General features: G+C 61.5%; 21 protein-coding genes. 10 read left to right on the top strand and 11 right to left on the bottom strand.

All coding sequences use genetic code 11. The annotated features are described in order from the left end of the window. The first annotated feature begins 85 nt into the window (after nucleotides 1-85). Both IEY47_RS16945 and IEY47_RS16940 read left to right on the top strand, forming a co-directional pair. Entirely contained in the window at nucleotides 86-1,225 is a 1,140-nt protein-coding gene (locus IEY47_RS16945) for an MFS transporter (RefSeq protein WP_188984822.1), read from the top strand. Nucleotides 1,226-1,648: 423 nt separating this feature from the next. Beyond that, entirely contained in the window at nucleotides 1,649-2,080 is a 432-nt protein-coding gene (locus IEY47_RS16940) for a DUF1810 domain-containing protein (RefSeq protein ID WP_188984820.1), read from the top strand. Between the two features lie 13 nt (nucleotides 2,081-2,093). Here IEY47_RS16940 and IEY47_RS16935 read toward each other — a convergent pair whose 3' ends face one another. Further along, on the bottom strand, nucleotides 2,094-2,906 hold the full coding sequence (locus tag IEY47_RS16935) for an OBAP family protein (protein ID WP_188984818.1): 813 nt from the start codon (nucleotides 2,904-2,906) through the stop codon (nucleotides 2,094-2,096). Nucleotides 2,907-3,041: 135 nt separating this feature from the next. On the opposite strand from IEY47_RS16935, the gene IEY47_RS16930 reads away from it, so the two are divergent. Beyond that, the gene (locus tag IEY47_RS16930; protein WP_188984816.1) at nucleotides 3,042-3,188 is read left to right on the top strand and encodes a hypothetical protein; all 147 of its coding nucleotides are present in this window, start codon (nucleotides 3,042-3,044) and stop codon (nucleotides 3,186-3,188) included. A 43-nt stretch (nucleotides 3,189-3,231) separates the two neighbouring features. On the opposite strand, the gene queD is transcribed toward IEY47_RS16930, so the two are convergent. After that, a complete protein-coding gene (gene queD, locus IEY47_RS16925) occupies nucleotides 3,232-3,588 on the bottom strand; it encodes a 6-carboxytetrahydropterin synthase QueD (RefSeq protein WP_188984814.1) in 357 nt (118 codons plus the stop codon). A gap of 208 nt (nucleotides 3,589-3,796) precedes the next feature. Here queD and queE point away from each other — a divergent pair, with 208 nt between their 5' ends. Next, complete coding sequence (gene queE / locus IEY47_RS16920) at nucleotides 3,797-4,432, top strand: 7-carboxy-7-deazaguanine synthase (protein ID WP_188984811.1); 636 nt, start codon at nucleotides 3,797-3,799, stop codon at nucleotides 4,430-4,432. A 184-nt stretch (nucleotides 4,433-4,616) separates the two neighbouring features. Here the strand turns inward: queE and IEY47_RS16915 are convergent, their stop codons facing one another. The 6 genes from IEY47_RS16915 to ubiM form a co-directional block, all read right to left on the bottom strand. Beyond that, nucleotides 4,617-4,823, bottom strand: coding sequence for a helix-turn-helix transcriptional regulator (locus tag IEY47_RS16915; protein ID WP_188984809.1), 207 nt, complete (start codon nucleotides 4,821-4,823; stop codon nucleotides 4,617-4,619). Beyond that, the gene (locus IEY47_RS16910) at nucleotides 4,820-5,203 is read right to left on the bottom strand and encodes a hypothetical protein (RefSeq protein ID WP_188984807.1); all 384 of its coding nucleotides are present in this window, start codon (nucleotides 5,201-5,203) and stop codon (nucleotides 4,820-4,822) included. The genes IEY47_RS16915 and IEY47_RS16910 overlap by 4 nt, the downstream gene beginning before the upstream one ends. Before the next feature lie 182 nt (nucleotides 5,204-5,385). Next, nucleotides 5,386-6,618 (bottom strand): serine/threonine transporter SstT, encoded by a 1,233-nt coding sequence (gene sstT / locus IEY47_RS16905; RefSeq protein ID WP_188984806.1) that lies wholly within the window; start codon nucleotides 6,616-6,618, stop codon nucleotides 5,386-5,388. A 116-nt stretch (nucleotides 6,619-6,734) separates the two neighbouring features. Continuing rightward, the gene (locus tag IEY47_RS16900; protein ID WP_188984803.1) at nucleotides 6,735-7,328 is read right to left on the bottom strand and encodes a LysE family translocator; all 594 of its coding nucleotides are present in this window, start codon (nucleotides 7,326-7,328) and stop codon (nucleotides 6,735-6,737) included. 159 nt (nucleotides 7,329-7,487) lie between these two features. Beyond that, entirely contained in the window at nucleotides 7,488-8,321 is an 834-nt protein-coding gene (locus IEY47_RS16895; RefSeq protein WP_188984801.1) for an AraC family transcriptional regulator, read from the bottom strand. A 105-nt stretch (nucleotides 8,322-8,426) separates the two neighbouring features. Continuing rightward, nucleotides 8,427-9,602 carry a 5-demethoxyubiquinol-8 5-hydroxylase UbiM gene (gene ubiM / locus IEY47_RS16890; protein ID WP_188984799.1) on the bottom strand — a complete coding sequence of 392 codons (1,176 nt, stop codon included), beginning with the start codon at nucleotides 9,600-9,602 and terminating at the stop codon, nucleotides 8,427-8,429. Between the two features lie 258 nt (nucleotides 9,603-9,860). Here ubiM and glsB point away from each other — a divergent pair, with 258 nt between their 5' ends. From glsB to IEY47_RS16870, 4 genes are all read left to right on the top strand, one after another. Continuing rightward, nucleotides 9,861-10,802, top strand: coding sequence for a glutaminase B (glsB, locus tag IEY47_RS16885; RefSeq protein WP_188984797.1), 942 nt, complete (start codon nucleotides 9,861-9,863; stop codon nucleotides 10,800-10,802). 67 nt (nucleotides 10,803-10,869) lie between these two features. Then, the gene (locus IEY47_RS16880; protein WP_188984795.1) at nucleotides 10,870-11,532 is read left to right on the top strand and encodes an SDR family oxidoreductase; all 663 of its coding nucleotides are present in this window, start codon (nucleotides 10,870-10,872) and stop codon (nucleotides 11,530-11,532) included. Continuing rightward, nucleotides 11,525-11,758, top strand: a complete 234-nt coding sequence (locus tag IEY47_RS16875; RefSeq protein ID WP_188984793.1) for a TIGR02450 family Trp-rich protein — start codon at nucleotides 11,525-11,527, stop codon at nucleotides 11,756-11,758. The genes IEY47_RS16880 and IEY47_RS16875 overlap by 8 nt, the downstream gene beginning before the upstream one ends. Nucleotides 11,759-11,760: 2 nt before the next feature. Then, nucleotides 11,761-12,456: an aspartate/glutamate racemase family protein gene (locus tag IEY47_RS16870; protein ID WP_188984944.1), complete on the top strand. Its 696-nt coding sequence runs from the start codon at nucleotides 11,761-11,763 to the stop codon at nucleotides 12,454-12,456. A gap of 51 nt (nucleotides 12,457-12,507) precedes the next feature. On the opposite strand, the gene IEY47_RS16865 is transcribed toward IEY47_RS16870, so the two are convergent. Together IEY47_RS16865 and ilvD are read right to left on the bottom strand one after the other, a co-directional pair. Continuing rightward, entirely contained in the window at nucleotides 12,508-13,884 is a 1,377-nt protein-coding gene (locus IEY47_RS16865; RefSeq protein ID WP_188984791.1) for a nucleobase:cation symporter-2 family protein, read from the bottom strand. Between the two features lie 297 nt (nucleotides 13,885-14,181). Next, complete coding sequence (ilvD, locus tag IEY47_RS16860) at nucleotides 14,182-16,020, bottom strand: dihydroxy-acid dehydratase (RefSeq protein WP_188984789.1); 1,839 nt, start codon at nucleotides 16,018-16,020, stop codon at nucleotides 14,182-14,184. Nucleotides 16,021-16,362: 342 nt separating this feature from the next. Here ilvD and IEY47_RS16855 point away from each other — a divergent pair, with 342 nt between their 5' ends. Further along, entirely contained in the window at nucleotides 16,363-16,680 is a 318-nt protein-coding gene (locus IEY47_RS16855) for a hypothetical protein (RefSeq protein WP_188984786.1), read from the top strand. A 96-nt stretch (nucleotides 16,681-16,776) separates the two neighbouring features. Here IEY47_RS16855 and IEY47_RS16850 read toward each other — a convergent pair whose 3' ends face one another. Further along, nucleotides 16,777-17,973 carry a class I SAM-dependent rRNA methyltransferase gene (locus IEY47_RS16850; protein WP_188984785.1) on the bottom strand — a complete coding sequence of 399 codons (1,197 nt, stop codon included), beginning with the start codon at nucleotides 17,971-17,973 and terminating at the stop codon, nucleotides 16,777-16,779. Between the two features lie 470 nt (nucleotides 17,974-18,443). On the opposite strand from IEY47_RS16850, the gene tfpB reads away from it, so the two are divergent. After that, nucleotides 18,444-20,228, top strand: a complete 1,785-nt coding sequence (tfpB, locus tag IEY47_RS16845) for a type IV pilus assembly ATPase TfpB (RefSeq protein ID WP_188984783.1) — start codon at nucleotides 18,444-18,446, stop codon at nucleotides 20,226-20,228. Nucleotides 20,229-20,293 lie beyond the last annotated feature (65 nt).

Here is a 20,293-nt window from a genome sequence, read left to right as displayed (position 1 = left end):
CCGGATGCCTACAAGGGCATCCGGCTTCCTCGCGTTACCCCATTCAAACCCTTCTCGAGGCTCGGGTCCGTCCCGAGGCGATGTTATGCGTTGGTCCAGCTATTTCTCGGTTTGCGCGGCAGTCATCTCCGTGGGGCTTGCGCTGGGCGTCAGCATGCCGCTGGTCTCGTTCCGACTGGAGAGTTGGGGCTATGGGCAATTCGCGATTGGCGTGATGGCCGCGATGCCTGCGGTGGGCATTCTGCTGGGGGCCAGCGCGGCGACGCGCATGGCCGCGTGGCTGGGAACCCGCAATGTCATGCAGCTGTGCCTGGTCGTCGGTGCGTTCTCCGTTGCGCTGCTGGCGATATTCCCCAGCTACCTGCTCTGGCTGTTGTTGCGGCTTTGGCTCGGGATGGTGCTCACGCTGATCTTCATCCTCGGTGAAAGCTGGATCAACCAGCTGGCCGTCGAACACCTGCGTGGTCGTCTGGTGGCGCTCTACGGCAGCGGTTACGCACTGAGCCAGCTGTCCGGCCCACTGCTGTTGAGTGTGATCGGTACGGCGGATGACAACGGGTTCTGGTTGGGCATGTGCCTCATGCTGGGTGGCTCGCTGGTGCTGATCGGACGCCAGGGCGCGCCTACGGTCGACCCGCAAACGGGCGGGCGCGGCCTGTTGCGTTTCTGCCAGGGGATGCCTGCGATCGCGTCCGCCGTCGTGCTGTTCGCGGTGTTCGAATCCATGGTGCTGACCTTGCTACCGGTCTACGGCGTGCGCCAGGGATATACGCAGGAAATAGCGCTGGCCATGGTCAGCGTCGTGGTCGTCGGCGACGCGCTACTGCAGTTGCCCGTCGGCTGGCTGGCGGATCGCTTGCCACGCCAGCGCTTGTTTCTTGCCTGCGGGGTCGTGCTGGCGATGTCCAGCGTGGCGATACCCGTGTTTGTGCACACCCTCGCCATCTGGCCACTTTGGGTGCTGTTCGGTGCCAGCGCAGGTGGGCTTTTCACGCTATCGCTGATCTTGATCGGCGAGCGTTTCCGCGATGACGCGTTGGTCAAAGCGAACGCTCATGTCGCTCAACTCTGGGGTATCGGCTGCCTCATCGGACCGGTCATAACCGGCGCGGCCAGTCAATGGATAAGCGGGCATGCGCTGCCGATGCTGATGGCACTCGGTGCAATTGGCGTAGTGGTGATGGCGTGCCGGCACCCGATGCCGGAAGCGGCGCTTGCGCGCTGAAACGCTAGGTCGGGCTGGTCCCGACTCTTGTGTGGAAATCTAGCAGCGTACTCCTCATGTGAGAGCGTGCCGTGACTAAGCATCGCGGGCATGGCCCGCTCCCACATTGAAAAACCGCCGGTTTACACAATCGATAAGTGAGGTGGGCCGAAGATTAGCCGAATGGCGTCCCTTAACAGCCTTTGTATTCGTGGGAGCGGGCCGGGCTGCGATCAGCCATGCCCGCGATGGCACTCTGCAAGATAAAGAAAGGCTGCAAGGTAAGGCTCGGATAAGGATTCGCTGCGGAAACTTCGAGGATTTACGTCACACGTCGGACCGCACGAGCCGACGATGCCGCTGACGATCCAATGACAGGATCTAACGCTTGGGCCTCGACACGCGAAGAACCGTGTGTCGAAAGAAGATCATCGAGGAGGCCGCATGCCCGAACCCTATGACCTCGAACGCTTCGTCGATGCGCAGCGCGACACGCTCGAGCGCGCGCTCGAAGAGCTCCGTGCCGGACACAAAAGCACCCACTGGATGTGGTTCATCTTTCCCCAGCTCGCTGGCCTTGGCCAAAGCGAAATGGCGTGGCGTTACGGCGTTTCCGACGTTAAGGAAGCGCAAGCTTATTGGCGGCACGCCCTACTGGGCGCGCACTTGCGAGAATGCATTGAGGCCGTCTTGCCCTACGCCGGTCGCGGCGCGCGGCAGGTGTTCGGGGCGCCGGACGACCTTAAATTCCGCTCGAGCATGACGTTGTTCCGCGAGGCCGAGCCGAACGAAACGATCTTCCAGCAGGCGCTGGATGCGTTTTTTGCCGGCGAGCCCGATCCTCGGACGATATCGATGCTTGGCGACCACGGGTAAGGGGCGTTGCTCGCTATTCGCCCGAGCTGGCGTTTTGCCCGCGGCTCGTAGGTGGCGCGGTATGGTTTTGATGATGCTTGGCCCCCGTCGGATCCTCGATCTGAATGACCTTGCCCTGCTGCCAGGCATCGGCACCGGGTGCTACGGCGGGCATGGGAATATCCGCGCGCTGTTTGCGTTTTTTACGGAAGTCGATGCCCATGCGCTTGTCCCGTTGATCGACCATTTGCGGATCGGCCTGCCCGTCGGCGGTGAAGCCCATCATGAGTTGCGGCACGCCAAGCGGCAGGGCCTTGTCCTGATCGGTATGCCAGGTGTGCCACGTCTTACCGTAAGTGGTAGCGAGCTTGTTCATCAGTGCATGTTCGGCCACCTCCGGAATGCCAGGCGCGACCAACTGGCCAGATTTCACCTCGTGGCCGTGGCTGTGCCAGAGCGCTTTTTCGCCCTCGGGCAGCCCTTTGAACAGCCGCTCGCTGATGATGTATTCCACACCCATGATCTTGGCGTCGGCGACATTGCCGTCGTAGATCACGCATTGGATGACTTCTTCGTTGAGCACCGAGCAGTAGTGATGCGCCTCCATTTGTGCCTGCATGTTGCCGTTGTAGAAGTGAAAACCGTCGAGGTACGCATTGAGTGCTTCGATGGGGGGCTTCTGTTGCAGCATGGCGGCACCGGATTCCAACACCTTCGTCGACGTGGATGTACCCGTACCCGGCTCGCTCACCGGGGATTGGGTGTTGCCACCGGCACAGGCGGTCAGGGCCGTACAGAGGCCAAGCCATGGGCTGAGTCGAAGCAGCTGCAGGGGACGGGATCGCATGGGTAGGCCTTCTTGAGCACAGATACCTGTGTTCGAAGGCGGGACCATGACCGCGTTCGACTTTCTCGACAACTGGAGCGGCGGCGAACCCTCGGCGCCCACGTGTGCCAAATGAGTGAGACGAGGAGATCGACCATGAACCGAGAAACCGAACCGCAAACCGCACCCGACTATGACGAGTACGGCGACGTACCCGATTCAGGCAATACGTCGTCCACGGATGAACGCGAGGATCAGGACGACAGCCCGCTGAGCGACATCCCGCCAGGCCGCGGGCGTTAACGCAAAGGCGCGGCGCCTTTCCGAGTGGGCGCCGCGCAAGCGATCAATCACCGCGGTATTCGCAGCCGCTGGTGCAGGTCTCGTGGATACGGATGCGGGAAAGCTCCGGCAGGATGGGCTTCATCTCGTTCCAGATCCACCTGGCCAAGACTTCGCTGGTGGGGTTTTCCAGGCCGGGGATGTCATTCAAGTAGTTGTGATCCAAGCGCTCGTAAAGCGGCTTGAACAGCGCCTTGATCTCGGAAAAATCACGAATCCATCCGGTATGGGGATCGGGTTCGCCTTCGATGTAGAGTGCGACCTTGAAGGAATGCCCATGCAGGCGGCCGCACTTGTGGCCCTCTGGCACATAGGGCAAACGGTGCGCGGATTCGAAGGTGAATTCCTTGAAGATTTCCATGGATGGCCTTGCGTAAGCGGTAGGACGAAGAGGCTGCTCGGCGAGCCGCGAAGGGGCGCCATTCTGACGGCTGCGTCCGGGCACCGCAACGACGCCTCGTCCGTCGCTCAGGGCGTTCCCGCCCGCTGAAGGTTGCTACAATCCGCGCCCGTTTTTTCATCGAGGCAGGTGCCGCGTCGCGCTACCCCATGCCTGGAGTCGAGTTGTCATGACCTACAGCGTCAAAGAGATGTTCTACACCCTGCAGGGCGAGGGCAATCAGGCCGGCCGGCCGGCGGTGTTTTGCCGGTTCGCCGGGTGCAATCTATGGTCAGGGCGCGAAGACGACCGGCAAAAAGCGATCTGCCAATTCTGCGATACCGATTTCGTTGGCACGGACGGCGAGGGTGGGGGCAAGTTCAAAACGGCGGATGCACTGGCGGAGGCGATCGAAAGGACGTGGCCTGAAGGTGATGCCGCGTATCGGTATGTCGTGCTCACCGGTGGCGAACCGTTGCTTCAGGTGGACGAAGCGTTAGTCGCTGCACTGCACGCGCGACGGTTCACGATTGCAGTGGAAACCAACGGTACGGTCGAGCCCCCGCCGGGGATCGACTGGATTTGTGTCAGTCCTAAATCCATCGCCGAGGTCGTATTGACCCGCGGCGACGAGCTCAAGCTCGTGTACCCGCAGCGCGATGCAATGCCAGAGCGTTTCGTCGGCCTTGATTTCGCGCATTTCTACCTTCAGCCAATGGATGGTCCAGAGGCGTCGCGCAATACCACGATGGCGATCGAGTATTGCAAGGCCAATCCCCAATGGCGGCTGGGCCTGCAGCAGCACAAGATTTTGATGATTCCTTAATCAGTGGCGGTATCCCGTGCCCTGAAGCTCCCGGGTTGCACCCGGTCTACTTGATTGGTGGCGTGGTGTTGGGGCGCTCGCGTGGATGGCTTCGGCCATCCACCCTACAGGGTTGATTGCCCAACATCTCACCTCAGTAACCGTAGGGTGGATAACGGCGGAGCCTTATCCACGCGTTGGGCGCTCACGGGTTCTGGCGATAGGGGTTCTCGAATATGTCCTCGACCTTCAAGCCAAACGTCACCGCGATACGAAAAGCGAGATCGAGGGACGGCAGGTGTTTACCGGTTTCCAACGCATTCACCGCCTGACGCGAGACGTCGAGTGCGCTGCCGAGGTCGGCTTGGGTCCAGCCTTTCTCCGTCCGCAATGTGCGCAGTCGGTTGTTCATGCGCGCGTTTGTCGAACGAAGGGCGACACGACCGCGAATGCAAGAAAAAGCAGCGGGCAGGCCAGGAATACCGGCAGATGCGGCGCATTGGCGTAGCTTTCGCCAAAGCCCCAAACGCTCAGAACGGTCATGGTTAGGCCTACCGCGAGCAGCAGCCGACGCCCCATTAATGCGCGCAGGTATTCATCACTGCTGTCCATGATGCGCAGCGTGACCCAAAGCCATCCCGCCACCGGCAGCGCCGCCGCGATCGCCAGGAACCAACCGGCAGCGTGTCCAATGATGGCGTCGAACACGCCGACGATCGCCAGTAGATGAATAGCGACGTAAAGCAGAGTGAAGAACATCGAATAGAGCAGATGGCGGGTTGCAAGTGTCATCGGGGGAAGCCTTCGTGTCAGGTTTACCTTACATCCTAGTCGTGTAAGGTTTACCTGACAAGAGGACGTATGAGGACGAAACAAATCCGACGCAAAAAGCGATCGCCCACAAGTGGGCTCCTACACAAGCAGTCTTCTCGTAGGAGCCCACTTGTGGGCGATCGCTTTAGAAGCGCTCTAAATCAAACCACCGGCTCCGGCACGTCGCCCTTCGCCTCGCAGGCGGCGGCAACGAAGATGATATCGGTGGACGAGTTCAGTGCGGTTTCCGCGGAGTCCTGCAGGATACCGATGATGAAACCGATACCGACCACCTGCATCGCCACTTCATTGGGGATGCCGAACATGGCGCAGGCGAGGGGGATCAGCAGCAACGAGCCACCGGCGACGCCCGACGCGCCGCAAGCGCATACCGCGGCGATGACGCTCAATAGAATCGCGCTGGCGATGTCGATCTGGATGCCCAGCGTGTGCACGGCAGCGAGTGTCAGCACCGTGACGGTCACGGCGGCACCGGCCATGTTGATGGTCGCCCCGAGCGGAATCGCGACTGAATAGGTTTCCTCATGCAAACCCAAACGCTTACAAAGCTGCAGGTTGACGGGAATGTTCGCGGCCGAACTGCGGGTGAAGAACGCGGTAACGCCGCTCTCGCGCAGGCAGGTCAGCACCAACGGATACGGGTTGCGGCGGATCTTCCACCAGACGAGCAATGGGTTCATCACGAGCGCCACGAACAGCATGCAACCGAGCAGCACGCAAAGCAGGTGCGCGTAGTCGGCCAATGCGTCGAATCCGGAGGTCGCGAGGGTGCCGGCCACGAGGCCGAAAATACCCAGCGAGGCGCAGCGAATGACGCGTTTGACAATGCTTGTCACCGCGTCCGAAAGATCCGCCAGCATCCGCTTGCTGCCCTCTGAGGCCTGTCGAAACGCAAGACCCAGGCCGCTGGCCCAGGCCAGGATGCCGATGAAGTTCGCATCCAGCACCGCGCTAACTGGATTGTCGACGGCACTCAGGACGACGCCGCTGAGCACCTCGGTAATACCCTCGGGCGGCGAAAGCTCAGTGACTTCAGCCGTTAGTACCAAACTCGATGGGAAAAGCGTACTGGCGATGACGGCGACTACGGCTGCACTGAATGTCCCCAGGATGTAGAGCAGCAGAATGGGGCGGATATGGGTTTGCTGTCCCTGCTGATGGTTGGCGATAGAAGCCATCACCAGGATCAGCACCAGTACCGGTGCGACAGCCTTGAGCGCGGAGATGAACAGGTCGCCAAGAAAGCTTACCGTCGAGGCGGCGCCCGGTGCGATAAGGGCAAGGGCGATGCCGGCCACGAGGCCGATAGCGATCTGCACGACCAGGCTGACGCGGTCGAGCATGCGAAAGAGTGAGGGGCGGGGGGTAGTCATATTCGCTTTCCGAATGGCCCGTAGGAATGGGGGTGCAAAAGGGCGCGATAGGCTACAGGGAAAGCGCCCGCCAATCATCTCCTGCGGATCGACGGGCCGAGAACGTGGAACCGGCCTTAGGGCAGCAGCGCCGCCCAGGCCGAAACGAGCAGTAAGATGGCCAGGCCTCGATTGAATCGCTGAATGTGCCGCGAAGACGTCAGAAGCCGTGCGGCGCTGCGCCCGAGCACCGCCCAGAGCGCCAGGCATGGCAGCGAAACGCAGAAGAAAATCGCGGCGAGGATCGCAACATGCTGGGTTTCATCAGCATCAGGCCGCGCGAATACGCTGACCACCGCCAGCGCCATCATCCAGACTTTTGGATTGACCAACTGCAAACCAGCCGCGGTCGAGAAGCCCAGTCGAGCCTCATCGCCGTTAGGCGCAAGCGTCGGCGCGCTGCGAAAGATTTGCCAGGCAAGATACGTCAGCCAAGCGATACCCATCCATTTCATGGCAATTTGCAGCGACGCATGGGCCATCAGTACGTCGCCGATACCGGCACCCACGGCCCAAACGATCGCGGCAGCACTCATGCAGGCTCCGATCACGAGGGGCATGGCACCGCGCAATCCATGTCGCAGGCTATGGCCCAGGATCAGGATGTTCGTCGGCCCAGGGGTGATGGATGCCACCGTGGCGAAGAGGGTGAACGGAATCAGATCCAACATGGCGACCCTCCTGCAGGCGTGGAGGGTATGCGGCGGGGGAAGTCGATCGTGAGCATGTCTGGGTTCTCCAGGAGACGGGCGCCCAGTGTGCGAAGGCAGGCATCGGTCGTCTGGAAGGTCTGAGCAGTACATCCTGAAGAGCCGGTTCGGCCATTCTTTCTAGCGGTTCACCCCTGCGCGGTAGCGGGCCGGAGTCAAGCCATAGGCCCGGCGAAACCAGCGGCCCATGTGGCTTTGGTCGGCGAAACCCAGGGCCGTGGCGACTTCCGCGGGAGCATGACCCCGTGCGAGAAGTTGCCTTGCCTTGGTAAGCCGTAGCTGAATCAGATAAGCGTGCGGAGCGATGCCGAAGGCGGCTTTGAACGCCCGGGACAGGCGAAAGCGACTGACGCCCGCGGAGGCTGCGAGCTCGTCCAGGCCGGTGTCCTGGTCCAGATGGGCATGCAGGTAATCACGTGTGCGAAGGGCGACGCCCGGCAGACGTGGATCGCGATCACGCGGCAAGCGCCAGCGCAAGTGGGTACTCAAGCGGGCCAACAGTTCGTCCAATGCCGTTTGCCGGACGATGCGCAGTTCCGAATGCGCCAGTGCATGGACGGCATTGGCGATCGCGACCAGCAAATCCGGGCGTTCGGTCAGCGTCGTCGCGAAACCTGGCTCGCTGCACGTCAGTGCCCCGTCGTCGAGCGCGCGAAGCGCACGCACGAGCCAGGTCGGGTCCAGGTACAGCATGGAATACGTGAATCCGCCTTCGGCAGGGGCATCTCCATCGTGAATCTCGCCCGGCTCCAAGAGGAATATCTGGCCAGGTGTGCTGCGGTACAGGGTGCGCCGGCAGTTGAATTGCTGCACGCCCTGCTCGGTGAAACCGATCAGGTAACTGTCGTGCCAATGCGGATCGTATGCGTGCCCTTCGAAATGCGCGCGCAGGGCTTCGATGCCTGTTTCAGCGTCCAGATGAAGGGAGATCCAGCGGCGATCGTCGTGGTTCATGAGATCTTTGGCATCGCAGGTGGTGCATCGGGCGGCGTAGCCGTATGGAAACGTAACCCGACTCTAGTCCGTTGCGGGGCGGATGTCTGGAACGTTTGTGCACGGTTAGCGCGTGCGCGTGAGATGCGCGGTCACCGCCCCCTTGAACGGCGGCAGATGCTGGGCGACGCGCAGGGCGGCATTACGGAGCAAGCGCAGGGGCAGGCGATCATCCGTGTAGAGCGAGACGATGGCATTGGTCGCCTCGTACAGGGGGCGGCTGACAAGGCGGTGATCGCGCTCGTAAGCAGCCAGCAACGTCGCCTCGCCGATGTCGCCACCGCCCTGCGCGGCACCCCGCAGTGCGCTGGACAGGCGCTCGACACTTTGCAGGCCCAAATTGAAACCGTGTGCGGTGACCGGGTGCATGCCAACTGCCGCGTCGCCGATCAGCGCGCTTCGTGGGCCCACGAAGCGGTTGGCGTATACGCTCACGAGGGGATAAGCATGCCGTTCGCCGTCAGCTTGCATGGCGCCGAAGCGATGCTCGAACAGCGCGCTGATGGACGCATCGAAGTCAGCCTTAGCCATCGCCATCAAGGCTTCGATCCGGTGTGGCGGCAGCGTCACCACAGCGCTCGATCGTTTTTCGTCGAGCGGCAACAGTGCCAACGTCTTGCCATACCCAAACCATTCCACCGCTGTGTGGGCGTGGTCCCGCTCGTGGCGCATCCGACAGACGAGCATGCTGCGGCCAAAGTCGCGCACCGACGCGCCTATCCCTAACAGGCGACGAATGGCGGAGAAGCGATTGTCCGCCGCGACGACCAGCTGCGTGGTAATGAGCCGACCGTCGCTTAAGGTGACCTGCATGTCATCGACCCGCGTTTCGATTGCATTCACAGAGACCCCATCGATAAGCCGCAATCGCTCTTGCCCGTCGGCTGCGGTCCAGGCAGCCCGGCGTATCTGCTGGTTGGGCACGAGCCAGCCCAGTTCGGTCGCTTGGCGCGGACGGGCGGCGAAGTCGAGGGAAAACGCCGATGGACCATTCAATACTTTGGCTTCGCGCAACGGATGGATATCGCGCCCCGGAATCAGCGGCCAGATACCCAGCGCTTCGAGCAGCGCTCGTGAAGCATGTGTCAGGGCGATTTCTCGACCGTCAAAGACTGGCGTTGCAAGGTGCTCACTAGGCTGGCGATCCACCAGCGCGATCGTAAGCCCGCTGGTCGCCAAGGCTCGCGCGAAGCAAAGCCCGATCGGGCCGGCGCCGACGATGACGACGTCCGCATGATTCATGTGTCGCTCCATCCAGAAAGGGCCCACGTTAGGCGCAGTGGACTGAAACTCCCTTGATCCAGATCATCCTCTGATACGCGTTTATAAAAATGATAATTTTTATCATTCGTGAGTTCCATGGACGGGTCGCCCTTACCGCCTGCAAAAATCGATAGCCTCGCGTCTGGCTACCCTGCGCGCAGCTGGCGAACAAAGTCTCCTGCTCTGCACTGCGGGCCCCGCTACACTGCGCGCTCCACTGCCGTATCGGACTGCCTCATGCTTTCGCCGCTCGATCCCATTGCCTTGCAACGTCTGTTGGACCAGGTCGCGGCGGATGCGCCGAGCCATTTCGGTGAGGGAAAAGTAGCGGACTATATTCCTGCCCTCGCTGAAGTCCCGCCCGATGGCTTCGGCATCGCCATCTGTGATGTTCAAGGCAATGTGTATAGCGCCGGTGACGGCGGAAAGGCGTTTTCGATCCAGTCCATTTCCAAGGTGATCAACTTGGTTATCGCCATGCAGCGGCTTGAGGAGGACGACATCTGGACGCGGGTGGGGCGCGAACCTTCAGGGCAAGCGTTCAATTCCATCGTCCAATTGGAAGTGGAAAAGGGCGTGCCGCGTAACCCGTTCATCAATGCCGGTGCGGTGTTGATTACCGACATTCTGGTGTCGCGGATCATGTCGATCCACTGGGTGCTACGTGAGCAGGCGCGGCGCCTCGCGGGTAATCCAGACATCAATTTCGACGCCCGCGTGGCGCGTTCGGAAATGGATCACAAGGCCCGCAACGCCTCATTGGCCTATCTGATGAAGGCCTACGGCAACCTGCAGGGCAACGTGGATGAGGTACTGGACCTGTACTTCCATGGCTGTGCCTTGGCGATGAGTTGCGTCGATGTTGCCCGGGCATTCGCGTTTCTTGCCAACCGTGGCGTCAGCCCGCTCGATGGCAGCGTCGTACTAGCGCCCCACAAGAACCGCCAGCTCAATGCGCTGCTGCTGACCTGCGGGCTGTACGACGCGGCGGGTGACTTCGCTTGGCGTGTAGGTCTGCCCGGCAAGAGCGGTGTGGGCGGCGGCATCGTCGCCATCGTGCCGGGGCAAATGAGCATCTGCGTCTGGTCGCCGCGGTTGGACACCTATGGCAACTCCGTGGCTGGGCTGCGCGCATTGGAAACGCTTGTGAACGGTTTGGGCGTTGCCCCGTTGGGATGATTCACCGATTCGCAATGCCTGGTGCAATTCGCTAGCGTTAGCGGTGAATTCACTGCGGAGGTGTCCCATGAGCAAGGTCTTCATCATCGGCGCAACGGGCGGCGTGGGCTCACGGCTGGGGCCGCTGTTGGTCGGTAACGGACATTCGGTGAGTGGACTGCATCGTTCACCGGAGCAGGCCGAAGCATTGTCACGGGCGGGTGTTCGTCCTTATCTGGGCGACTTGATGACGATGACCGCCGAGGATCTCGCCGCGGCCCTCAAGGGGCACGACGTCATCGTCTTTTCAGCAGGGGCCGCCGGCAGCGGTCTCGAGCGCACGACGGCGATCGACGGAGAGGGCGTCACTCACACCATTGCCGCTGCTAAAAGCGCAGGTATCAAGCGCGTCTATCTCGTATCGGCCTTCATGGACGCGGCGCGGGGCGGAGAGCGCAAGCCCGGCTTCGAGCATTACATGAGCGTGAAGCGCGCATCTGATAACGCGCTGGTTGCCTCTGGTCTCGACTGGGTCATCCTGCGACCGGGTACCTTGGTGTCCGAGGACGGTAATGGGCGAGTGAGTGCTAACCTCGCATTGCCCTATGGCTCGGTCGCTCGGGGTAACGTCGCTGCGGTACTGGCTGCGCTCATCGATACACCCGCGATACGCCGCGAGATCATCGAGCTCACTGACGGTGACAGGCCGGTGCGCGAGGCGGTGCAGGCGCTGGTGCGTCGCCATGAATGAGAAGCGGGCAGCGAATCAGATCAACCCCCGTAAGTTGCTGCACAGTAAGTGGACGGCGGTGGCGCCGGAGCGGAAGGAAAAGCACTTCTTGGTAATCGATGTGGAGTTCGATGAGGAAGGCATCGTCATTGAATGCGCTATCGAAGCCGTCATGACGAAACGGATCGCTGCCATCGATTGGCATGACTTGAAGGACGCCACGCGCTGGCGTCAGGGGTGGACGTGAAGATGAACACGATTGGCCTGATCGGCGGCATGAGTTGGGAGTCCACGGTGCCCTATTACCGCCACATCAACGAAGCGGTGAAAGCCGCGCTTGGCGGTCTGCACTCCGCGCGAATCGTGTTGTACAGCGTCGATTTTCACGATATCGAACGGCTGCAGCACGCCGGTGACTGGGAGGGCGCAGGACGCGAGTTGGCACAAGCAGCGGTTGCGTTGGAGGCAGCGGGTGCTGACTTCCTCGTGCTTTGTACGAACACGATGCACAAGGTCGCGCCGGCCATCGAAGCCGCCGTGACGTTACCGCTGCTGCACATCGCCGACCCAACGGCCCTGGCCATCAAGCAAGCGGGGCATTCCGTGGTCGGCCTGTTGGGGACGCGGTTCACGATGGAGCAGGCGTTCTATCGGGAGCGTCTGGAAACGCATCACGACCTGCGCGTGCTGACGCCGGAGGAGGCGGATCGAGCGCTCATTCACCGGGTCATCTACGAAGAGTTGTGCGTTGGTGAGATTCGGGACGCGTCACGCGCCGAGTACCTGCGGATCATCCGGGCGCTGCATGCAGGGGGCGCCGAGGCGATCATCCTGGGTTGCACTGAGATTTCGCTACTGGTGGGCCCACAGGATTCACCCGTGCCGGTGTTCGACACGACCTTCATCCACGCGCAGGCCGCAGCGGAACAGGCGTTGAAGGCTTAGTCCATCGACGCCATAGCGCGGGTAGAACCCGCGCCTTGTTTTCATGGAACATCAAACCTCGTTCGAAGACGCAGGCTCCGGCAGAAACCAGTTCATCACCAATGCGCAGATGCCGCCGGTCGCGACGCCGGACTCCAAGACGCTGCGCAATGCTGTTGGCATGTGTGCGAGAAACTCAGGCACCTGCGATACGCCGAGTCCGAGGGCCAACGAGACAGCAATGATGAGCAACGCGCGGCGGTCTAGATCGATGCCGGCCAGGATATTGATGCCTGACGCCGCCACGGCGCCGAACATGACCAATGCCGCGCCCCCGAGCACCGGTTCCGGCACCGCCTGGATGACACCCGCCACGGCGGGGAACAGCCCGAGGAGTACGAGAATGACCGCTATCCACAGCCCGACATGACGGCTGGCGATCCCGGTCAACTGAATCACGCCATTGTTCTGCGCGAAGATCGAGCTGGGGAACGTGTTGAAGATACCGGCCAGGAAGGAGTTGGCACCGTTCACCAGCACACCGCCCTTGATCCGCTGCATCCAGAGCGGGCCCTCGACCGGTTGGCGGGAGACTTTGCTCGTCGCGGTGATGTCGCCGATGGCTTCCAGCGAGGTGACGAGGTAGATCACCAACATCGGCACGAACAGCGACCAGGAAAAGCCGATGCCGAAGTGGAAAGGCGTCGGCACCTGGAACAGTTCGGCCTGATGCATGCCGCTAAAATCCAGCCGGCCCAGGTAGGCGGCCAACGCATAACCGAGCCCGAGGGCGATAACGATGGCGCCGCTACGCATCCATACGACGGGAATTCGGTTGAGGAACACGATTGTTGCGAGCACTACGCCCGACAGCAACAGGTTCTCACCGTTGGCGAAGGTGCCGTTGGCCATGGCGGAAAAGCCGCCGCCCATGCTGATGAGCCCGACCTTGATTAGCGTCAGGCCGATCATCAGCACCACGATACCCGTCACCAGCGGCGTGATGAGACGCTTCACGAACGGCAAGATGCGCGAGACGCCCATCTCCACGAACGAACCTGCCATGACCACACCGAAGATGGCGGCCATCACGCTTTCTACGGGCGTTCCGTTCTTCACCATCAATGCGCCCCCCGCAATCAGCGGGCCGACGAAGTTGAAGCTGGTGCCCTGAATGATCAGCAGGCCAGTACCCAGTGGGCCGAAACGACGACATTGCACGAAGGTGGCGATGCCGGAGATCACCAGCGACATGGAGACGATCAGGTTGGTGTCCCGCGCCGAAACGCCCAGCGCCTGACAAATCAGCAACCCCGGCGTGACGATGGGAACGATGATCGCCAGCAGATGCTGGATGGCCGCGAGCACGGCAATCATGGGGCGCGGTTTGGCTTCGAGGGCGTAGAGCAGCTCGGAGCGAGGCGGGGCAACAGGGTTTTCCTGGGACATGAGGGCGAGGTCTTGAAAAAAGCGCGGATTCTACCGGTAGCGCGATAGGGGCGGTGAAGGTTTTGTCGCCTGGGGGCCGATCAGAGTAGATGGACGTTAAAAGCCGCGGGTTGTACCCGCCCTACGATTTTTATGGGCTCGGGTTCGAGATTTGAGCGTGGGCATGGATCTGATCGCTAGCAAGCTAGCTCCTACAGGGAGGCTTCGATCCTGTAGGAGCCTACTTGTAGGCGATCGTGTCGCACACCGGCTATAAAAAAGCCCGGCACAGGGCCGGGCTTTTTCGTTACAGGGCGATCAGTCGTCCAGCATCGCCTTGTTGCGCACCGCGCCTTTATCGGCACTAGTGGCGAGCAGGGCATAGGCTTTGAGCGCCGTCGTTACCTTGCGCGTGCGCGGGGCGGCGGGCTTCCAGCCTTTCTTGTCTTGCTCAATGCGGCGGTGGGCCAGTTCTTCATCCGAGACCAGCAGGTTGATGCTGCGGTTGGGGATGTCGATAAGCACTTTGTCGCCGTCCTGTACCAGGCCGATGGCACCGCCCGAGGCGGCTTCCGGCGAGGCGTGGCCGATGGACAGACCGCTGGTACCGCCGGAGAAGCGGCCGTCGGTGAGCAGGGCGCAGGCTTTGCCAAGGCCTTTGGACTTCAGGTAGCTCGTTGGGTAGAGCATTTCCTGCATGCCCGGGCCGCCTTTCGGGCCTTCGTAGCGAATGATGACGATGTCGCCTTCCTTCACTTCATCGCCGAGGATGCCTTTCACCGCGCTGTCCTGGCTTTCGAAGACTTTGGCGTTGCCTTCGAATACGTGGATGGATTCGTCCACACCCGCGGTTTTCACCACGCATCCATCCAGGGCGATGTTGCCGTAGAGCACCGCGAGGCCACCCTGTTGGGAATAGGCATGCTCGACGCTGCGGATGCAGCCGTTCGCACGGTCGTCGTCCAGGGTGTCCCAACGGGTCGACTGGCTGAACGCGGTCTGACTAGGGATACCTGCCGGGCCTGCCTTGAAGAAGTGGTGAACGGCTTCGTCCTTGGTCTGGGTGATGTCCCACTGGGCGATGGCTTCGGCCATGTTCGGGCTGTGCACGGTGTGCACATCGGTGTGCAGCAGGCCACCACGGGCCAGCTCGCCGAGAATGGAGAAGATACCGCCGGCGCGGTGCACGTCTTCCATGTGGTACTTCTGGATGTTCGGCGCCACCTTGCACAGCTGCGGCACTTTGCGTGACAGGCGATCGATATCGCGCAGGTCGAACTCGATTTCCGCTTCCTGGGCGGCCGCCAGCAGGTGGAGGATCGTGTTGGTCGAGCCGCCCATGGCGATGTCGAGCATCATGGCGTTCTCGAACGCATTGAAGTTGGCGATGTTGCGCGGCAGAACCGACTCGTCGCCTTCGCCGTAGTAGCGCTGGCAAAGTTCGACGGCCAGGCGGCCGGCGCGCAGGAACAGCTGCTCGCGGTCGCTGTGGGTCGCTAGGGTCGAACCATTGCCTGGCAGGGACAGGCCCAAGGCTTCGGTCAGGCAGTTCATCGAGTTGGCGGTGAACATGCCGGAGCAAGAACCGCAGGTTGGGCAGGCGCTACGCTCGTATTCCGCGACTTTCTCGTCACTGGCCGAGCTGTCGGCGGCGATGACCATGGCATCGACCAGGTCCAGGCCGTGGCTAGCCAGTTTGGTCTTGCCGGCTTCCATTGGCCCACCGGAAACGAAGACGACCGGGATGTTCAGACGCAGCGCGGCCATCAGCATGCCGGGGGTGATCTTGTCGCAGTTGCTGATACAGACGATGGCGTCGGCGCAGTGGGCGTTGACCATGTACTCCACGGAGTCAGCAATGATCTCGCGGCTCGGCAGCGAATAGAGCATGCCGTCGTGGCCCATGGCGATGCCGTCGTCGACTGCGATGGTGTTGAATTCCTTGGCCACGCCGCCGGCTTTCTCGATCTCGCGGGCCACCAGTTGACCGAGATCCTTCAGGTGCACGTGGCCGGGCACGAACTGGGTGAAGGAGTTGGCGATGGCGATGATCGGCTTCTTGAAGTCTTCGTCTTTCATCCCAGTGGCACGCCACAGGGCACGGGCGCCGGCCATGTTGCGGCCAAAGGTGGAGGTTTTCGAGCGGTAGTCAGGCATGACGGTTTCCTGCGGCTGATCAGGTCGTGAGCGGGGTTCTACAAAGTGCGTGTGCCATACGGCGTTCTTGTAAACACCCTCTTATGGTTCGTTCAGCGAGCATCGCTTGGGTCGTGTGAAGATCGACTCGCGTTCGTTTTACGCGATGGGCGACAGGCCTGGAGAATGCGGGATCTCCGCTGACAAGGCCGGGCTCTGGTTCCGCCGAAGATGAATGGCAGAAAGAGCTAGGATTCTACGCTCGTGCGTCTGCCGGGGGAAAGGGCGGGGGACGGAGGGTTTCCAATGCACCCTTCCGGCGAGGAGCGGTCCAACGCGCACGTTCTCCCCAAAGGACCGTTTATGAAACGGCTGATGCTTTGTTCCTTGATTCCCCTGTTCCTGACAGGGCATGTCCAGGCGTCATCAGACGACGCCTGGCGAGCGTACGAGCGCGATATGCGGGAGCGCTGCCTAGGGGCAAGCCAGCTGAAAAACGCCCGAATTGCGGGTGAGCCCGTCATGTTCGACGATCGCCTGGCCGTCTCGGCCCTGGTGATCAATGGGCAGTATCCGCAGCCGCATATGAAGGAGCAGCGCGGCCGCGAGCTATGTATCTATGATCGACGCAGCAAAACGGCCTACATCAGCGAGGCGGACAAACTGATCAAGTCTCGATAGTCGCGCTTCGCGCTCTTGTAGCGCGGGTGAAACCCGCATGGACACGCCACAAAGCCGCGGGTTGCACCCGCCCTACGGTACCGAAGCGCGCTTGCATTACGCGTTCGGCAGTAACCGCACGGTCATACTCTTGATGTAGCGCGTCTCGGCAATCGCCGGGTGGACGGGATGATCCGGGCCCTGCGAGCCGCGCTCGAGAAGTTGGATGTTGCGATCCAGATGGCGCGCGCTGCCCAGCAGGATGTTTTGCAAGTCGTCTTCCGGCAAATGCATCGAGCAGGAGGCGCTAACGAGGATGCCGTCCTTGTTCAGCAAACGCATGGCCTGTTCGTTCAGGCGGCGATAGGCAGCTTCGCCGTTCTTCAGGTCCTTCTTACGCTTGATGAAGGCGGGCGGATCAGCGATGACGACGTCGAAACGCTCTTCGGCGTTCTTCAGCTCTTTTAGGGCTTCGAATACGTCGCCCTCTACGCAGGTCATTTTCTCGGCCAGGCCATTCAACGCGGCGTTACGCTCGACGCCATCCAGTGCGAATGCCGATGCGTCCACGCAGAATACTTCGCTTGCACCGAACGCGGCGGCTTGCACGCCCCAGCCACCGATGTAGCTGAACAGGTCCAGTACGCGCTTGCCGGCCACATAGGGTGCGAGGCGCGCGCGATTCATGCGGTGGTCGTAGAACCAGCCGGTCTTCTGGCCTTCTCGCACGGGGGCTTCGAACTGCACGCCGTTCTCGATCAACGGCACCCAATCCGGCACCTCGCCGTAGGCGTTGTCGACATAGCGCTCCAGGCCCTCGGCATCGCGCGCGCTGGAGTCGTTCTTCCAGAGAACTCCAGCAGGCTTGAGGACTTGTAGCAGCGCCGCGAGGATATCGTCGCGGTGGCGCTCCATGGTGGGCGAGGCGATCTGCGCGACGACGTAGTCACCAAAACGATCGACGACGAGGCCCGGCAACAGGTCCGAGTCGCCGTAGACCAGACGGTAGTGCGGGGTGTCGAACAGGCGATCGCGCAGGCTTAGTGCAACTTTCAGTCGGTGGACGAGCAGCGACTTGTCCAGCGGGTGCTTGAGGTCACGGGACAGCAGGCGCGCACAGATGAGATTGTTCGGCGAGACCGCGACGATACCCAACGGCTTGCCGCTGGTGGTCTCCAGTACCGCCTGGTCGCCAGGCTGGAAGGCGTTCAGCGGTGTGGCAGCGACGTCGATTTCGTTGCTGTAGACCCACAGATGGCCGGCGCGCAGGCGTCGGTCGGCATTGGCTTTCAGGCGCAGGGCGGGCAGGGACATAGTGGGCTCCAGGGCAAAGGGGCGTGATTGTAGGCAAAGGCTGCGGACGGCTCTAGTGTCAGCAGGCCTTTACAGCGAGCGAGATCGGTAAAAAAGATGGACGGAAGGGGCGAGGTGCAGGGCTTCGGGTATTGGGTGGCGAGCGGTGGATTACGCTTCGCGTGATCCACCCTACGGTTCGTTTGCGGGATGCGCTCGCGCGACGGACGAACGTAGGGTGGAATCTCGAAGGGCTTCCACCGGGGCGAACGCATCCGATTAGGTTACGCCTTGTGTGATTCATGCTCGGTTCGTTTGTCCCCACAACGGCAGAAGGCTGCCCTTTCTCGCCAGTCGTCTGGTCTGTTTATCACCGCGGGCGACCTTTAGGGTCTATCGTGAACGTTGTCCGCAATAAGAGGCCAGCCCGGTATAAGTGGTCTGCCGGATACGGCATGCTAGCGTCTAATACCGGCCTTTCAGGAGTTCCCATGGCAGTTCCTTCGTCCGCCGCAAAGGATCGTTGGCTCGATCTTAACGAGGTACTGCGCGAGCTCGTGGCGCAGGGACGCGTTGCGCAGGACACGGCCGAGCAGTGCCTGGCCATCCGCCGCAGCTCCTTCAATACGCAACAGCATCCGTTGGAGTTTCTAGCCGCGCAACAGGTGGATGACATCAGCCGCCCGGGACGCAAGCTTGATATCGAGGCGCTGACGCTATGGCTGGCGGAATATTCTGATCAGCCCTACCTGCGCATCGATCCATTGAAGATCGAGGCGGCGAAAGTGACGCCGCTCATGTCGCATGCCTTTGCCCAGCGGCACAAGATCCTCGCCGTCGCGGTGGATGCCGAGTCGGTCACCGTTGCCAGCGCCCAGCCGTTCGTCAGCAGCTGGGAGCCGGATTTGATGCACGTGTTGAAGCGACCGATCAGGCGCGTGGTGGTCAATCCAATCGATCTGGAACGCTTCACCAACGAGTTCTACCGGCTGGCACGCTCGGTGAGCGGCGCGTCAACGACCGATCAAAAAATCAGCGGCGTCGGTAACTTCGAACAGTTGCTTAGCCTGGGTGCCCAGGATTCGGAGCCGGACGCGAACGATGCGCACATCGTCAACATCGTCGACTGGTTGTTCCAATACGCGTACCAGCAGCGGGCCAGTGATATTCACATCGAGCCCCGTCGGGATGTCGGCACCGTGCGGTTTCGTATCGACGGCGTACTGCACAATGTCTATCAATTCCCCGCACAGGTGACGATGGCGGTCATCAGCCGCTTGAAAAGCCTCGGGCGGATGAACGTCGCCGAAAAGCGCAAGCCCCAGGATGGCCGGATCAAGACCCGGACTCCCGATGGCGGCGAGGTGGAGTTGCGCTTATCGACGCTGCCGACCGCGTTCGGCGAAAAGATGGTCATGCGGATCTTCGACCCGGACGTCTTGCTGAAGAGCTTCGACGCCCTCGGGTTTTCCACCGATGACCTGCGGCGTTGGCAAAGCATGACCAATCAGCCCAATGGCATCATTCTCGTCACCGGGCCTACGGGGTCAGGGAAAACCACTACGCTCTACACCACGCTGAAGCAACTGGCGACCAGCGAGGTGAACGTCTGCACCATCGAAGACCCAATCGAGATGATCGAGCCGGCGTTCAACCAGATGCAGGTGCAGCACAACATCGACCTGACGTTTGCCAGCGGTGTGCGCGCGCTGATGCGGCAAGACCCGGACATCATCATGATTGGCGAGATCCGCGATCTGGAAACGGCGGAGATGGCGATCCAGGCGGCGTTGACGGGGCACTTGGTACTTTCCACGCTGCACACCAACGATGCGCCCAGCGCGCTTACGCGTCTGATGGAGTTGGGCGTCCCTCATTACCTGCTGCGGGCGACGCTGCTTGGCGTCATGGCGCAACGCTTGGTGCGAACGCTTTGCCCGCATTGCAAGGCGCCGGTGGAGATCTCACAGGAAGACTGGCAGGCGCTGACTCGGCCGTGGAGTTCCGCGGTGCCTACCGGCGCACATCGGGCGGTGGGTTGCCAGGAATGCCGCGACACGGGATACCGAGGGCGTGCTGGGGTGTATGAAATCATGTTGCTGAATGACGGTTTGAAGCCGGCCATTACGGCGGATACTGACTTGATCAGCCTTCGCCGCGCGGCCTTCAAGGAAGGCATGCGCAGCCTGCGTTTGTCAGGCGCGCAGAAGGTCGCGGCAGGGCAGACCACGATCGAGGAAGTGTTACGGGTCACGCCACAGAGTGAGCAGCGTTAGGGTGAGCGTATACAAACACCCCTTGCAGGGGCGACTTCAGTCGCCTGGGCTATAGCAAGTAGGGT

Source organism: Pseudomonas matsuisoli (assembly GCF_014647635.1).
Lineage (GTDB): Bacteria > Pseudomonadota > Gammaproteobacteria > Pseudomonadales > Pseudomonadaceae > Pseudomonas_P > Pseudomonas_P matsuisoli.
The sequence above is the reverse complement of the archived record's forward strand: the minus strand, read 5'-3'. Positions and strand labels throughout refer to the sequence as shown.

Bases quoted from the DNA above. Each gene is read 5' to 3' on its own strand.
- IEY47_RS16945 (WP_188984822.1), top strand. From the start codon at position 86: ATGCGTTGGTCCAGCTATTTCTCGGTTTGCGCGGCAGTCATCTCCGTG.
- IEY47_RS16940 (WP_188984820.1), top strand. From the start codon at position 1,649: ATGCCCGAACCCTATGACCTCGAACGCTTCGTCGATGCGCAGCGCGAC.
- IEY47_RS16935 (WP_188984818.1), bottom strand. From the start codon at position 2,906: ATGCGATCCCGTCCCCTGCAGCTGCTTCGACTCAGCCCATGGCTTGGC.
- IEY47_RS16930 (WP_188984816.1), top strand. From the start codon at position 3,042: ATGAACCGAGAAACCGAACCGCAAACCGCACCCGACTATGACGAGTAC.
- queD (WP_188984814.1), bottom strand. From the start codon at position 3,588: ATGGAAATCTTCAAGGAATTCACCTTCGAATCCGCGCACCGTTTGCCC.
- queE (WP_188984811.1), top strand. From the start codon at position 3,797: ATGACCTACAGCGTCAAAGAGATGTTCTACACCCTGCAGGGCGAGGGC.
- IEY47_RS16915 (WP_188984809.1), bottom strand. From the start codon at position 4,823: ATGAACAACCGACTGCGCACATTGCGGACGGAGAAAGGCTGGACCCAA.
- IEY47_RS16910 (WP_188984807.1), bottom strand. From the start codon at position 5,203: ATGACACTTGCAACCCGCCATCTGCTCTATTCGATGTTCTTCACTCTG.
- sstT (WP_188984806.1), bottom strand. From the start codon at position 6,618: ATGACTACCCCCCGCCCCTCACTCTTTCGCATGCTCGACCGCGTCAGC.
- IEY47_RS16900 (WP_188984803.1), bottom strand. From the start codon at position 7,328: ATGTTGGATCTGATTCCGTTCACCCTCTTCGCCACGGTGGCATCCATC.
- IEY47_RS16895 (WP_188984801.1), bottom strand. From the start codon at position 8,321: ATGAACCACGACGATCGCCGCTGGATCTCCCTTCATCTGGACGCTGAA.
- ubiM (WP_188984799.1), bottom strand. From the start codon at position 9,602: ATGAATCATGCGGACGTCGTCATCGTCGGCGCCGGCCCGATCGGGCTT.
- glsB (WP_188984797.1), top strand. From the start codon at position 9,861: ATGCTTTCGCCGCTCGATCCCATTGCCTTGCAACGTCTGTTGGACCAG.
- IEY47_RS16880 (WP_188984795.1), top strand. From the start codon at position 10,870: ATGAGCAAGGTCTTCATCATCGGCGCAACGGGCGGCGTGGGCTCACGG.
- IEY47_RS16875 (WP_188984793.1), top strand. From the start codon at position 11,525: ATGAATGAGAAGCGGGCAGCGAATCAGATCAACCCCCGTAAGTTGCTG.
- IEY47_RS16870 (WP_188984944.1), top strand. From the start codon at position 11,761: ATGAACACGATTGGCCTGATCGGCGGCATGAGTTGGGAGTCCACGGTG.
- IEY47_RS16865 (WP_188984791.1), bottom strand. From the start codon at position 13,884: ATGTCCCAGGAAAACCCTGTTGCCCCGCCTCGCTCCGAGCTGCTCTAC.
- ilvD (WP_188984789.1), bottom strand. From the start codon at position 16,020: ATGCCTGACTACCGCTCGAAAACCTCCACCTTTGGCCGCAACATGGCC.
- IEY47_RS16855 (WP_188984786.1), top strand. From the start codon at position 16,363: ATGAAACGGCTGATGCTTTGTTCCTTGATTCCCCTGTTCCTGACAGGG.
- IEY47_RS16850 (WP_188984785.1), bottom strand. From the start codon at position 17,973: ATGTCCCTGCCCGCCCTGCGCCTGAAAGCCAATGCCGACCGACGCCTG.
- tfpB (WP_188984783.1), top strand. From the start codon at position 18,444: ATGGCAGTTCCTTCGTCCGCCGCAAAGGATCGTTGGCTCGATCTTAAC.